The 13231-nt window shown below is 54.1% G+C and carries 13 protein-coding genes and 1 tRNA gene; 2 read left to right on the forward strand and 12 right to left on the reverse strand.

Going from position 1 to position 13231, the window contains the following annotated elements:
* Positions 1-77 precede the first annotated feature (77 nt).
* Positions 78-1262 carry a sialidase family protein gene (locus Poly41_RS11715; protein ID WP_146526346.1) on the reverse strand — a complete coding sequence of 395 codons (1185 nt, stop codon included), beginning with the start codon at positions 1260-1262 and terminating at the stop codon, positions 78-80.
* A gap of 127 nt (positions 1263-1389) precedes the next feature.
* Between Poly41_RS11715 and Poly41_RS11720 the strand changes: the two genes are divergently transcribed.
* A complete protein-coding gene (locus Poly41_RS11720; RefSeq protein WP_146526347.1) occupies positions 1390-2085 on the forward strand; it encodes a GntR family transcriptional regulator in 696 nt (231 codons plus the stop codon).
* 328 nt (positions 2086-2413) lie between these two features.
* Here the strand turns inward: Poly41_RS11720 and Poly41_RS11725 are convergent.
* The 3 genes from Poly41_RS11725 to Poly41_RS11735 all read right to left on the reverse strand — a co-directional run bounded on the left by Poly41_RS11725 (position 2414) and on the right by Poly41_RS11735 (position 3265).
* Positions 2414-2496: transfer RNA gene (locus tag Poly41_RS11725), tRNA-Ser, on the reverse strand.
* Between the two features lie 38 nt (positions 2497-2534).
* On the reverse strand, positions 2535-2945 hold the full coding sequence (locus Poly41_RS11730; RefSeq protein ID WP_146526348.1) for a hypothetical protein: 411 nt from the start codon (positions 2943-2945) through the stop codon (positions 2535-2537).
* Positions 2942-3265 (reverse strand): hypothetical protein, encoded by a 324-nt coding sequence (locus Poly41_RS11735; protein ID WP_146526349.1) that lies wholly within the window; start codon positions 3263-3265, stop codon positions 2942-2944. The genes Poly41_RS11730 and Poly41_RS11735 overlap by 4 nt, the downstream gene beginning before the upstream one ends.
* Positions 3266-3503: 238 nt before the next feature.
* Between Poly41_RS11735 and hemL the strand changes: the two genes are divergently transcribed.
* Positions 3504-4826: a glutamate-1-semialdehyde 2,1-aminomutase gene (hemL, locus tag Poly41_RS11740; RefSeq protein WP_146526531.1), complete on the forward strand. Its 1323-nt coding sequence runs from the start codon at positions 3504-3506 to the stop codon at positions 4824-4826.
* Positions 4827-4868: 42 nt separating this feature from the next.
* On the opposite strand, the gene ppnP is transcribed toward hemL, so the two are convergent.
* The 8 genes from ppnP to Poly41_RS11780 all read right to left on the reverse strand — a co-directional run bounded on the left by ppnP (position 4869) and on the right by Poly41_RS11780 (position 12680).
* Complete coding sequence (gene ppnP / locus Poly41_RS11745; protein WP_231615608.1) at positions 4869-5153, reverse strand: pyrimidine/purine nucleoside phosphorylase; 285 nt, start codon at positions 5151-5153, stop codon at positions 4869-4871.
* 45 nt (positions 5154-5198) lie between these two features.
* Positions 5199-6527 (reverse strand): FAD:protein FMN transferase, encoded by a 1329-nt coding sequence (locus tag Poly41_RS11750; RefSeq protein WP_231615609.1) that lies wholly within the window; start codon positions 6525-6527, stop codon positions 5199-5201.
* 3 nt (positions 6528-6530) lie between these two features.
* Positions 6531-7757 (reverse strand): NADH:ubiquinone reductase (Na(+)-transporting) subunit F, encoded by a 1227-nt coding sequence (gene nqrF, locus Poly41_RS11755; RefSeq protein WP_146526350.1) that lies wholly within the window; start codon positions 7755-7757, stop codon positions 6531-6533.
* 99 nt (positions 7758-7856) lie between these two features.
* Positions 7857-8495, reverse strand: coding sequence for an NADH:ubiquinone reductase (Na(+)-transporting) subunit E (gene nqrE, locus Poly41_RS11760; protein WP_146526351.1), 639 nt, complete (start codon positions 8493-8495; stop codon positions 7857-7859).
* A gap of 4 nt (positions 8496-8499) precedes the next feature.
* Entirely contained in the window at positions 8500-9126 is a 627-nt protein-coding gene (locus Poly41_RS11765; RefSeq protein WP_146526352.1) for an NADH:ubiquinone reductase (Na(+)-transporting) subunit D, read from the reverse strand.
* A 2-nt stretch (positions 9127-9128) separates the two neighbouring features.
* Positions 9129-9968: a Na(+)-translocating NADH-quinone reductase subunit C gene (locus Poly41_RS11770; protein ID WP_146526353.1), complete on the reverse strand. Its 840-nt coding sequence runs from the start codon at positions 9966-9968 to the stop codon at positions 9129-9131.
* The gene (locus Poly41_RS11775) at positions 9955-11232 is read right to left on the reverse strand and encodes an NADH:ubiquinone reductase (Na(+)-transporting) subunit B (protein ID WP_146526354.1); all 1278 of its coding nucleotides are present in this window, start codon (positions 11230-11232) and stop codon (positions 9955-9957) included. The genes Poly41_RS11770 and Poly41_RS11775 overlap by 14 nt, the downstream gene beginning before the upstream one ends.
* A 95-nt stretch (positions 11233-11327) precedes the next feature.
* Positions 11328-12680, reverse strand: coding sequence for a Na(+)-translocating NADH-quinone reductase subunit A (locus Poly41_RS11780; protein ID WP_146526355.1), 1353 nt, complete (start codon positions 12678-12680; stop codon positions 11328-11330).
* Positions 12681-13231: the final 551 nt, after the last annotated feature.

A 13231-nucleotide genomic window follows, 5' to 3' on the forward strand; every position in this document is an offset into this window, starting at 1 on the left:
TTACCTCGTAGTGCAGGCTGCAAGAGTGCATCATACTACTGAAACAACTGTTAGCAATCACAGGCTGGCAGCCTGTGCTACATCAATACACTGAAGGGAATGACAATCAGTCTTTCTTCCCTGTTGGCAGCTTCGTAAAAGCAGAGCAGACAGGTTTGATCTGCTGAGACCTGCAGAACCGAATAGGCAAATGCTCCAGGAATGACCTTCACGATCTGCCAAGTCTGGCCGTTGTCCTTCGAGACCACGATCTGTCCGTTTTCGCGACCCGTGTTCGAGGGGAACGACGCCCACAAATCCCAGGATCCGTCCGCCTTCACGGGCCCCTTAACCACAGAACCCATACACGCGACCGAGGGCAAGCCTTGATCGATGTTCAGTGGGCCCCATGTTGCGCCGCCGTCACGACTGATTGCCTTTTTGCGAAAATTCACGCCCTCCTGATTGCGACTGATCAAAACGATATCGCCATTGGCGGCTTCGGCGACCTGACATTCGTTCGGAAATCCTTTGCCACTTTCGTCCTTTAGCGGTTCGGTTCGCTTCCACGTTTCCCCGTTGTCATCGCTGTACGCGACGACAACCTGCCACTGACGCTCTCCGTCGATTTCTTCTGGCAACGCTCCCCAAAGTCCCGTAATCACTCTGCCCTTGTGTGGCCCTTTCGACAATTGAATCATCGCGCCGGGAGTGTTCACATTGACGAGGTGCGGTGGTTTGACTTGTCGACTGATGTCAACTGGCTTGCTCCAAGTCAAACCATCGTCGTCGCTGTGACAAAGGAAGGTCAGGACGTTCGTCGTCGGGTCGTCGTATCCGAGATCAGCCACCTTGATCCAACCTGCGTTTCTCGCGTGCCTGCCGTAAGGAAAACGGGCGAACATCAATAAAATGCGACCATTGTCAAGTTGCACCGTCAACGGATCGTTGATCGAATGCATGCCATCTTCAAAGGCAACGATCTCATCGCTCCATGACTTGCCGTTGTCGGTGCTGCGTTTCAGGACGATGTCATTTTGAGCATGATCGTGCAGGCCGAGTCGCCGTTCCGTGAACGCTAAAATGCTTCCCTTTTTCGTGACCACCAAAGACGGAATTCGATATCCGTACGCCTTCGCGTCTTTCGCATGACCTTCGAGAGGAACACCCTCAGGGATGACTCGCATCTGGAAAACGATTCGCGTGGAAGTTGGTTCATCAGCTGATCCATTGATGCAACAACATGCAAGGCCGGTGAAGGCCAGAAGATAAAGGCGTTTCATGGGTTAGGATCCTAAGATTTACGTGGCCCAGTTCGCCGACTGAAGCGAACCCAATTGCGATCCGTGTTATCCGATGTTATAACATAAAGGTGCCCAGTCCGCCTTGCAAGCCTTCAACGAATTCGACATGGAACAAACACTCGCCGAAAAATCGTACGATTACATCCGGGGTAAACTCGCGAGCCACGACCTGCCGCCGGGGAAGCGATTGGTCAATCGTGTTCTGGCCAGCGAGATTGGCGTTAGCGTGATACCCGTTCGTGAGGCCATTCATCGTTTGGCCAGCGAAGGATTTGTCGACCATGTCCCGGGCAGCGGCGCGTTCGTCCGAAAGACCGATCCTCAGGATATCGACGATCTCTACGTTTTGCGCGACGCACTGGAAAGCTGTGCAGCTGGCGAGGCCGCGCGGTACATCACCGACCATCAGCTGGACGAATTGGAGTCAATTCTGAGCAAAGCCGAAGAGATCGCCCAACAAATCTCCAAGAGGCCAAAGCAGCACGCAACCAAAATACAAATGAACGCGTGGTTGGACACCGAGCGAAGTTTCCACCAGCTCGTGTTTGAGGCTGCTCGAAATCAACTACTGGCGAAAGTTGCTCGAGAGCAGCGGGCAATCGGTCAGATTTTCGACGCCCAGCGCGATGACCCTCAGCTTTTGACATCTGATGTGGCGCTGACGACGATTTCAGGGAAACGCCAACTCATTGATGCGCTCCGACAACGAAATCACGAGAAAGCCCGGAAGCTGATGAGCCAGCAAATCCAGCGTGGCCGCAAGGAGGTGCTGAGGCACCTCAGGACGACGGCGAAGCAATAAAGGTTCGAAATCCGGCTAAGGAGCAATTCGGGCTGGGAATCTCTCGGTCTGCGATGTCGACAGTGGCCCCCAGAGTGCGCCGCTGCGCGTCGACCCTGGGCTCTGGAATTTAACCGCTTCGCGGTAAATAGAATTCCGAAACTTATTTACCGAACGTCCCTCGCGGTAAACGGAGTGCCGAAACTTATTTGACGCACGCCCCAACGGATTAACCAACCTTCCAATCGGTGCCAAGAGTCTCGTTTCGGCACCATCGTCGCAGGCAGCAAGGAGCCAACGAAAAAACACCTCCAAAAACACGAAGTTTTTGAAGGTGTTTTTGTTGTAGCGGAGGACACGGGACTCGAACCCGCAACCCCATAAGGGGCAATTGATTTCGAATCAACCTGCTTGCCAATTCGCTTATCCTCCGAACTCAACCTTTATATTCGCTTGATGGGGCGTTGCCGTCAAGAGTGGGGCAAATTCGCTGGTGCGACGACGATCCGATCGACGCTCGAAACCGCTTGAATCTGTCGAAGCTGGTCCGCGATCCTTGGTTCCTCCGTCAATAGCTTCTCGATTTCCGCCGCCCTTGGGTGACCGTTGGAAACTCGCAACTTCGCATCTTCGCCGACACTGACCTCGACCGGTGGGTTCACGTCGATTCCGGCTGCCGACAAACACGATCGAATCGTGTTGCCGACATTCTCGATCATCGTTTGCAATTTGCCCTCACTGACCGGTTCCGACGACGGAGCTCGAAGCAGGTCGTCGAAACCCGTTGCGTGTTGGACATTTTGAGCCAATTCGCCCGCGAATCGGGTTGCGACGGATGCGGCTTTGAGTGCCAATCGGGCGGTGGTGAATGCAGAGGTCAATGTTGGTGCTCAGTTTTGAACCCATATTCTTTCAGCCAGGTTTCCCACTTGTGAGCTTCGTCGTGCGTGTCCAACTTCAATTCGTGCCATTTAGGGCATCGATACTTGACGTCAATGTGGCCACTGTGCTCCTCGCGTTTTAATTCGCAGCCGAGTTTTTTAAGTGTTTTCGCGATCGTGTCCGCTTTCTTTTCATCGTGAATGTGCTTGGCTTTCCACTCGGTCAACTGATAGCGAACAACCTCGTCCGCTGCGGACACCGCGGGAGCCAATGCGGGCGAGAGGGCAACGATGGCAGAAAATAGTAAGACTCGAAACATAGAGAATCCTATTGGAGGGTAAAATAAGCAACGATTTACGGAGCGTCATCGCAGCATGGAGCAAGTTGACGCTCGCAGACAAAAGGATCGCCGGTTAGCAAGAATTTGTCCGACGATGGATATAGAGAATTCGTCCTCGGCACGTCAAGGTGCGTCCGTCTTTGCGATCGTCGTCGTTTTTCGTAGGCTATTTGGTTGTGTCGTCTTTGCGTCAAACTTAATTTGGATCACTGCCACCTTGTCCGCTTCAAAATCCACACCGAACGTCCAACCCGCAATCGGCCCGAAAAGCGTCGCCGCATTCGAGCGTGCTTGCTCGTTGATGCCCGGCGGCGTCAACAGCCCGGCTCGAGCTTTTGGAGCGGTGGGGGGGTCGCCACTGTTCATCGAACGTGCTGCGGGCCCCCATTTGTTCGATCTCGATGGACGACGCTACCTCGATTACATCGGTTCCTGGGGCCCCATGATTCTCGGTCACGCTCATCCGGAAGTGGTTGAGGCGATTGTGGCGGCCACAAGGCGCGGGACCAGCTATGGGGCGCCGACGGAGGCCGAATCGGGGCTGGCTGAGCAAATTATCGAAGCGGTGCCGAGTATTGAACGAGTCCGTTTGGTCAACAGTGGCACCGAGGCAACGATGAGTGCTATCCGAGTGGCGCGGGGGGTGACGGGAAGAGAGAAGATCATCAAGTTCGCTGGAAACTACCACGGCCATGTCGACAGCTTATTGGTGGCGGCTGGCAGCAGTGCTGCGACCCTTGGCGTTCCCGATTCGCCCGGTGTGACCGACGGCGCCACACGGGATACCATTTTGTTGTCCTACAACGATGTTCAAGGACTAACGGAAACCTTCCAGCAACACGGCCAAAACATCGCGGCGCTGATCTTGGAACCGGTGGTCGGCAACATGGGCTGTGTGATCCCGACGCAAGACTTTCTGGCTGCAGCGAGATCTTTGACCGAAACCGCTGGGACCGTGTTGATCTTTGACGAGGTGATGACCGGATTTCGTGTTGCCTATGGCGGGGCGCAGCAGCGTTTTGGGATCACGCCGGACATGACCACCCTTGGAAAGATCGTTGGTGGTGGGATGCCGCTTGGGGCTTACGGTGGCCGTGCGTCGATCATGGACCAAGTCCTTCCGGCCGGAAAGATCTTTCAAGCTGGCACGCTGAGTGGCAACCCTGTTGCGGTTGCGGCCGGAAGCACGACCTTGCGGCTGTTGAAACAGAACCCGCCTTACGAGCAACTCGAGCGACTCGGAAACCGATTGGCCGAGGGCTTAGGCAAGGCGGCTAGCGACGCCGGGATCGAGCACCAGGTGCAACAGGTCGGCAGCATGATGACCTTGTTCTTTAACAAGCATCCCATCAACAACTGGGACGATGCGGATCGCAGCGATCGAGCCAAGTTCGCACAGTATTTTTGGGGCATGATCGAGAGGGGAATCTACATGCCCTGCAGCCAATTTGAAGCCCTGTTCTTCAGCCAAACGCACACCGAGGCGATGATCGATCAGACGATCATCGCGGCATCCGAGGTCCTCGCGGCGATCGAGTGAACCGTTTCTCAAGGCAGCAGCGACGGATTTTTTCGCCGCGAGCTAGCCGTAGAAGCACAAGTAGGCGGTGGGTTGCTTCACTTGCAGTTGAAACTTCTGGTTCGCGGCAACTCGGAATTCCGTTCCCGTCGGAAAGGACTTAAAACCGGCTTCGCCCGGCAATTTGACCCCCAGTTCTCCGCAAACGACCTTCATGCGTTCCTTCTCGCTGGTGCCAAACTCATAGTCGCCGGCTGCCATCACCCCCGCAGTCACGCGACCTTCGGAGTTTTCAAAACCGATCGATTTCACGTTGCCGTCAAAGTATTCGTTTACGTTCAAGGTCATGGATCAAATTGCTCACGTGTCGTGTCTTGTCTTGAGGAAAACGCCTCAGCCGTTTTGTGTTTCCGTTTCCATTTTATCGCGGAGTTCCTTGCAGGCATCGGATGGATTGCTGCAAAGCGAACAACTGACGCTGCCGTCTTCGTTCTTCTTGCCACCGAGGCCGCCGCACGATCCGCTGATCGATTTGCCGCCGAAGATTACACCGACTGCCATCGCTGAGATAATGATACCGAACCCGATCATCGTGACGATCAACGTTGGCATCAAACGCTGAAGCCATGGCCTCATTTCCTGGGCTCCCAAGGCGGAATCTTCGATCTCCGAAACGGGATCTTCGACAGCGTACTTTGCGAGTGACCCGGTGCCGACGCGACTAAACCGACGACCCTCACGGCGGATCATCAACACGTCCAAACCCTGCGATTGGGCTGCCGACAATCCCGCATCCGCGCCCAAAACATTGATTGCGGTGGCCCAGGCATCGGCTTTCATGCAGGTTTTAGCGATCACAGAGACCGAAGCCAAATCGTGTTCGATAGGTCGGCCGGACCGAGGGTCGATCGTGTGTGAGTAGCGTTTCCCCTCGACCTCAAAGAAAATGCGGTAATCCCCCGACGTTGCCATTGCTTCATCGGTTAACGGATGTGCCGCCGCCAAAGACAATCCATTGTTCGAAAGACCCGCGGTCGCTGGGTTTTCGATGCCGACTTTCCACGCGACACCGCCCTTATCACCGATGGTTCGCACTTCACCGCCAATCTCAACGAAAACATTCCTTGCTCCAGCATCCTTCAGGACGTTAATGACTCGGTCAACGCCGTGCCCTTTGGCGATCGACGACAAATCGACCTTCAGCGAAGGCGTTGCTTTTTTCAATGCGGGCGGATTGGTCCGAACCGATAAGTTTTGATAGCCAACCGATTCACGAAGCGTGGCGATCGTCGCAGCGTCGGGGACGGCGCGTGTCTTGGGGTCCGGCCCAAAACTCCAAAGGTTGACGAGCGGCCCGACCGTCACATCAAACGCCCCTTCGGTCGCCTTGGATACGTCGATTGCCGCCTCAACGACCTCCGCCGTCTGCGAACTCACTGGGAACCAATCGGTTGAATCCCAGCTATTAAAGCGGCTCAACTCCGACGACTTGAGGTAGGTCGACATTTGCGCATTGACCGATCGCAGTTCGGCATCGATCTCTGCGGCGATGTCCGCTTTCCATGCCGGCGGGTCAAAGACCTTGACCATGTAGGTTGTCCCCATGGTCCGGCCACGAAGGGTCAAGATTTTTGGCGGCTCGGCCTTGGCAATCGCTGTCACAAGGGACAGAAGCAAACACGCAGCCAACGAAAGCTTTCGAACGACCGTTAGGCTGGACATGGTCTAACCACCAAAATCGTCATAGGCAATGTTCTCTGGTTCGACGCCCAGATCATCAAGCATCTTGAACACAGCTTGATTCATCATGGGTGGACCACAAATGTAGTACTCAATGTCTTCTGGGGCCGGGTGTGTGCTAAGGTAGTTCTCCAAAAGCACTTGGTGAATGAATCCTCGGTATCCGGTCCAGTTGTCTTCGGGCAAAGGTTCCGACAGCGCGATGTTGAATTTGAAGTTCGGGAACTCTTTTTCGATTTCGCGGAAATGATCCACGTAGAACAATTCACGAGACGACCGGCCACCGTACCAGTAAGACACTTTACGATTTGTTTTTTGACGCTTGAACAGCTCAAAAATGTGGCTTCGCAGCGGAGCCATTCCCGCACCGCCACCGATGTAAACCATTTCCGATTCGGTGTCTTTGATGAAGAACTCGCCATACGGTCCGCTGATCGTTGCCTTATCACCTGGCTTCAAACCGAAAATCCAACTGCTCATTTTTCCCGGCGGAATGCCTTCGGGGGCGCGCGGCGGCGGTGATGCGACGCGGACGTTCAGCATGATGATGCCTTTCTCACCCGGATAGTTGGCCATCGAATAGGCACGCACGACCGGTTCGTCTACCTTGGACACGTAACGCCAGACGTCGTATTTGTCCCAATCTTCACGAAACCGGTCCTCGATGACGAAGTCCTTGTAGTTCACAACATGAGGCGGGCATTCAATTTGAATGTAGCCACCTGCTTTGAAGTCCACTTCGGCGCCTTCGGGAAGCTCTAAGACGAATTCTTTGATGAACGTCGCAACATTATGATTGCTGCGGACGGTGCACTCCCACTTCTGTGTATCAAAGGCCTCCGGTGGCACTTCGACGACCATGTCTTGTTTGACTGCAACTTGACAGCTCAACCGTTCACCTTCGGACGCTTCTTTTTTGCTGATATGGCCTTTCTCGGTCGCTAGGATTTCACCGCCCCCGGATTCGATCTTGACCTTACACTGAGCACAGGTGCCACCACCGCCGCATGCACTCGAAACAAACACACCCGCTTCGGCGAGCGCCCCAAGCAGTTTGCCGCCGGCTGGAACTTCAACTTCTTTCTGATGGTTGATCATGATCTTGACCGGTCCCGAAGCGACCAAGAAGGACTTTGCAAGCAGAATGACCAACACGAGTGCGAGCACCACAATCGTGAACATCGCGACGCCAAGGAAGACGGTGGAACCCATCAGTGAAAACTCGTCATGAAAATCGGATAAATGTTCGGTTAACGTTGGACGGGCGGGCGAAACTTCAACAGAACGCCGCCACCAAGTCCAAACGGTTCACTAAAGTTGTATACCGCCAAACGACATGAAAGCTAACGCCATCAAGCCGACGGTAATGAACGTAATGCCAAGTCCACGAAGTGGCGGAGGCACGTCGCTGTACTTCATCTTCTCACGAATGCCAGCCAAAGCGGCAATCGCTAGCGCCCAACCGACGCCGCTGCCAAGCCCGTAGAAACAGGCTTCAACAAAGTCGTATTTCCGCTGCTCCATGAACAACGACCCGCCCAGAATGGCGCAGTTCACCGTGATCAGGGGCAAGAAAATCCCTAAGGCGTTGTAGAGCGGTGGGAAGAACTTATCGAGCGTCATCTCCAAAATCTGAACCATCGCCGCGATGACTCCGATGTAGCTGATGAAACTGAGGAATTCCAAATTGACCGTGGAAAAATCGATCGTTGACGGATCGATCAGGCTATTCGCCCATACCAAGGCCCCTTTCTTCAGCAGAAACGAGTAAATCAGCTGATTGGCCGGCACCGTGATGGCTTGGATCACAATCACGGCGATGCCGAGCCCGATGGCCGTTTTGACATTCTTGCTGATCGCTAAGAACGTACACATGCCGAGAAAAAACGATAATGCGAGATTCTCAATAAAGATCGCTGTGATCAGAATGCTGAGATAGTGTTCAACCATGGAATTAAGCCTCTTCGATTTGTTCAGGCTTGAAAGCGCGAATGGCCCAGATCAAGAAACCGATCAGGAAGAACGCACTCGGAGGGAGTAACATCAAGTTGTTCGGGTTGTACCAACCACCGTTCCGCGTCAGCGGCAGGATTTCGATTCCGAACAGGGTACCGCTACCAAACAACTCTCGGAAAAATGCAACGACAAGCAATACCATGCCGTATCCGATGCCGTTGCCAATCCCATCCAAAAAGCTGATGGCGGGGCCATTCTTCATCGCAAACCCTTCTGCTCGACCCATCACGATGCAGTTGGTAATGATCAGTCCAACAAAGACCGACAATTGTTTGCTGATGTCGAACAGGTAAGCCTTCAAGAATTGATCAACCACGATGACCAAAGATGCGATCACCGTCATTTGTACGATGATCCGAATGCTGCTGGGAATGTAGTGGCGAATTGCACTGACCGCCAAGTTACTAAATGCGGTCACGAAGATGACCGCGACTGCCATCACGATCGACGTTTCCATCTTCGTCGTTACTGCCAAGGCACTACAGATCCCCAGGATTTGAAGTGCAATTGGATTGTTGTCGATGACCGGTCCAAACAGGACTTGTTTGATTTTCGGGGATGCCATGGCTATTTGTCTCCCTGATCAGGCTTGCTGTCAGCCGACTCGGCTGCGATTTGCTCTTTCAATTGGCCGAGAAAAGGCCCGTATCCATCATCACTTGCCCAGTAGCGAATCAAATTGGTGACCCCACGACTGGTAATGGTTGCACCGGACAATCCATCGACTGCATAGGGGTTTTCCGGAGGTGCCGGGCCCTTAAACACCAAGGAGGCTGGTTTGCCGCTCTCGTCGTAAAGCTTCTGACCCGACCATTCGGATTTCCAAGCTGGGTTGTCCACTTCGCCGCCAAGACCCGGGGTCTCGCCATGCTCATAAAAAGTCAGACCCTCGATCGTTCTTAGATCGCTCTTTAAAGCAAGGTAGCCGTAAAGCGTCGACCAAAGTCCTTTGCCGTAAACCGGTAGCACCACTTGTTGAATTCGATCGTCGCCTGGCTTCTTGACAAAGAACACGCGAGCGACTTTTTCGCGGCGTTGTTCCCCGAGATCATATTCGGGGTCTTCGATCGCAATGCTCATTTCCGGTTTATCAACCGCTTCACGAGGATCGTACTCTTCGATGTTCAACTCGGTGTTGTATTTACCGGTGCTAAGGTCCACCAATGCTTCGCTAACTCGCGAATACAGATCCGCGACTTGGCCGCGGGAAAGCCGATTTGCGGGCAACCCAAACTCGCCCATCGCCAAACCCGACGCATCGAGAATGTTGCGTTGGCGATCGAGCAGCTTGTTGGCTTCCTGTTTCGGTCGCAGCCGAACCGCCGCAGCGCTAACCGCTAAGGAGCAGACCACGCACAAGACCGCAGCGACGGCAATCGTGTAGAAAACTGAATCACGTTGTTGCATAGCGTGCGACCCTCCGTCGAACGTTAAAGTAAACCACAAAGTAATCGATCAATGGAGCGAATACATTTCCGAACAAGATCGCTAACATGATCCCTTCGGGGAACGCGGGATTGATCACGCGGATCAAAATGGTCATGAATCCGATCAATCCACCGTAAATCCATTTTCCCTTTTCGGTCATCGATGCGCTGACCGGATCGGTTGCCATATAAACCAATCCAAATGCCAAGCCGCCCAGAACGAAGTGCCAGTAGAACGGAACACCCATCATCGGATTGGTCCCAGGGTTGACGCCGTTCAGCAGCGATGCCGTGACGAAAACGCCACCGAGCACACCCAGCATGATCTTCCAAGAACCCACCCCAGCAGCAATCAAAATGGCAGCCCCGACAAGACAGAGCAACGTGCTGGTTTCACCGACACATCCTTGGATCGTCCCCAAGAAAGCGCTCATCCAACTAATCGGTTCCGATGCACCCCAGGAGTAGCTGATGGAGCCCAGCGAAGCGATCGCCGGATTTGCGATGGTTTCACTGGGGACGGCGTTGGCCATTTGACCTAGCGCCGTTGCACCGCTGAACCCATCCATCGCCGTCCAGACCTTGTCGCCACTGATCTCACCTGAGTAGGCGAAGTACAGAAACGCTCGGCTGGTCAGTGCCACGTTGAGGAAGTTTCGTCCGGTACCGCCGAACACCTCCTTTGCCACAATGACCCCAAAGGCAATCCCCAAGGCGACTTGCCAAAGCGGGATCGTTGGTGGCAGGGTGAGCGGGAACAGTAACCCTGTCACCAAAAAGCCCTCGTTGATTTCGTGGCCGCGAAGGACACTGAAAATCATCTCGATGTGGCCACCCACGAACATGCAAACGATGTAGATCGGCAAGAAATGAATGGCCCCGAGTACAAAGTTATCGAGGAAATTGCTTGGGTTGTGGCCAAATCCGATCGCTTCATGGATCATATGGTGCCAATCGCCCGACGTTTCCATCCCCGCTGCGGCCATTTCTTGGAACGCGTAGTTGGCTTGATAGCCCACGTTCCACATCCCAAACAGCGTCACAGGGATCAGCGCCACCACCACGGTGGTCATCATTCGTTTCAGATCGATCGCGTCTCGAACATGTGTGCTTCCCGTGGCGACTTCACCAGGTGTGTACAAAAAAGTGTCGAGCGCTTCGTAAACAGGATACGCCTTTTCAAGTAAAGCGCCCTTGGCGAACCAAGGATGGGCTTTGTCGAGAGCGTAGCGGAGTGCTTTCATGATTGGTTTTCCCAAAATCGGGATGGATGAGTCTTTGTCTGTTGCTTCGCCAGAAAGCCTAACAGCCTGTCCCGGCGACGTTCTAACCTTCTCGCTTAGCCTTCTCGCTCGATCGTCGTTAAACTTTCGCGTATCAGCGAACCATATTCATACTTCCCGGGACAAACGAACGTGCATAACGACAGGTCTTCTTCTTCAAGCTCCAAGACGCCCAACTGCTGAGCTTCGTCGGTGTCACGATAGATCAACGATCTCAATAACTGAGTCGCTAAAATGTCCAGCGGCATCACCTTCTCGTAGGTACCAAGGGGCACCATGGCTCGGACACTGCCGTGCGTCGAGGTCGTGAATGCAAATTTCTTATTCGGCGTCGCGGCGGATGCGTAGACGCGAGTCGTCGAATACTTTTCAAAGCCAGGCATCTGCCAGCCCAAGAACTCGCGTTGCGTCCCTTCTGCAATCACCGAAATTTGATTGTGGTAGCGGCCCAAGTACCCGTAGTGCCCCGTCGCAGCACGCCCGTAGAGCACCGACCCCGAAATCGCTCGATAACCTCCATCATCCGGGAGCTCGATTTCGCCCTCGATCAATTGGCCAACGTCGACGCCCAATTGCGTTTCCAGTAGCCGCGGCTGCTTGACAAGCGGCCCCGCCAAGGAAATGACTCTTCGCGTATCGAGGATTCCGTCTTGAAAAAGAGATCCGATCGCACAAACATCTTGATAGTTGATGTACCAAACGGTTTTATGGGGCCCGACCGGGTCGAGAAAATGAATGTGCGTCCCGACCAGTCCGGCAGGATGAGGGCCGGTGAACGTCTCGACCTGGACCCCGTCGATGCCGGATCCAGGAATTTCGGATTGTTCGCCCGTGCAGACAAACACCTTGCCCTCGGTGAGCTGAGTCAGAGCGAGGAGCCCAAGAGTGAATTGGTCTTTGCGGCTGCTCATCGCGACCGCGGGGTCAGCCGCCAGGGGATTCGTATCAATCGCCTGGACAAAAATCGAATTCGGCCGGCTTGCCGGAGCAGGTACCTTGCCAAACGGCCGAGTTCGCAATGAAGTCCATAGCCCGCTGGCCAGCAATTCGCGTTCGACCCGTTCACCACCAAGAGACAGCGGATCGGCCCCTTTTGCGCCGTCGAATTCGGTCCGGTCGTCTCCTTCGACCTCGATCACCATCGACTCGAATTTGCGTTTCGCTCCACGGTTGACTTCGACAACCTTGCCCGACGCCGGCGCCGTAAACAGCACTCCCGGTGTCTTCTTGTCCTCAAAGACCGCTTGGCCTTGACGAACATGGTCGCCTTCGGAAACCAACATCGTTGGCTTCATGCCAACATAATCATCACCCACTAACGCCACCCGGTTGATGTGCTTAGCAACCTCGGCGTGCTGCTCGGGTGCTCCCGAGATGGGCAAGTTCAAACCCTGTTTGATCGTTGTCATGAGCTTTGAAACGCGGGATGTTTGAAGTGCGAGAAACGGTCTGCAAGTGACTAGCCGTAAAGCAGCAACGAGTCCTTCCCCCCAAAACCGCAAAACCGCAAAACCGCAAAATTGCCTAACTCTCCAACAAATTTCGCAGATTGTGAAAAAAATCACAAACTCGGTTCGGTTCAAAGCTTGCGGTGGGACATCAATGCCATCGCAAGCTCAGGGCTGGAACACAAACGTGACGTTTGGAGTCGATTTCCGATCAAACGCCGAGTGTGCCAAAGTGGACGAATTGTCGCGGGTGTGAATATTGCATAGCGTACGGCCGCTGGCAACGGTACACCGGAAGACTTCTAAATATTCGCATGCCGTTTGGCGCTAACGACGTCCCGATTCCCCGTAGGTGCATTGCAAGGGGGCTCGATGGCGAGGCAGGAAAGTTTCGGCTCGACGAATCGCTCAAAAGCAGGTTTGATACGGATCGAATAGTGAAGAACCGTTCCGATTACTTCAAAAAGCGCGCAAGCAACTGTAAAGCCAATCCATGCCGACTTCTCTCCTCT

The sequence above is a fragment of the Novipirellula artificiosorum genome (assembly GCF_007860135.1).
Taxonomy (GTDB): Bacteria; Planctomycetota; Planctomycetia; order Pirellulales; family Pirellulaceae; genus Novipirellula_A; species Novipirellula_A artificiosorum.

Bases quoted from the DNA above. Each gene is read 5' to 3' on its own strand.
- Poly41_RS11715 (WP_146526346.1), bottom strand. From the start codon at position 1,262: ATGAAACGCCTTTATCTTCTGGCCTTCACCGGCCTTGCATGTTGTTGC.
- Poly41_RS11720 (WP_146526347.1), top strand. From the start codon at position 1,390: ATGGAACAAACACTCGCCGAAAAATCGTACGATTACATCCGGGGTAAA.
- Poly41_RS11735 (WP_146526349.1), bottom strand. From the start codon at position 3,265: ATGTTTCGAGTCTTACTATTTTCTGCCATCGTTGCCCTCTCGCCCGCA.
- ppnP (WP_231615608.1), bottom strand. From the start codon at position 5,153: ATGACCTTGAACGTAAACGAATACTTTGACGGCAACGTGAAATCGATC.
- Poly41_RS11750 (WP_231615609.1), bottom strand. From the start codon at position 6,527: ATGTCCAGCCTAACGGTCGTTCGAAAGCTTTCGTTGGCTGCGTGTTTG.
- nqrF (WP_146526350.1), bottom strand. From the start codon at position 7,757: ATGGGTTCCACCGTCTTCCTTGGCGTCGCGATGTTCACGATTGTGGTG.
- nqrE (WP_146526351.1), bottom strand. From the start codon at position 8,495: ATGGTTGAACACTATCTCAGCATTCTGATCACAGCGATCTTTATTGAG.
- Poly41_RS11765 (WP_146526352.1), bottom strand. From the start codon at position 9,126: ATGGCATCCCCGAAAATCAAACAAGTCCTGTTTGGACCGGTCATCGAC.
- Poly41_RS11770 (WP_146526353.1), bottom strand. From the start codon at position 9,968: ATGCAACAACGTGATTCAGTTTTCTACACGATTGCCGTCGCTGCGGTC.
- Poly41_RS11775 (WP_146526354.1), bottom strand. From the start codon at position 11,232: ATGAAAGCACTCCGCTACGCTCTCGACAAAGCCCATCCTTGGTTCGCC.
- Poly41_RS11780 (WP_146526355.1), bottom strand. From the start codon at position 12,680: ATGACAACGATCAAACAGGGTTTGAACTTGCCCATCTCGGGAGCACCC.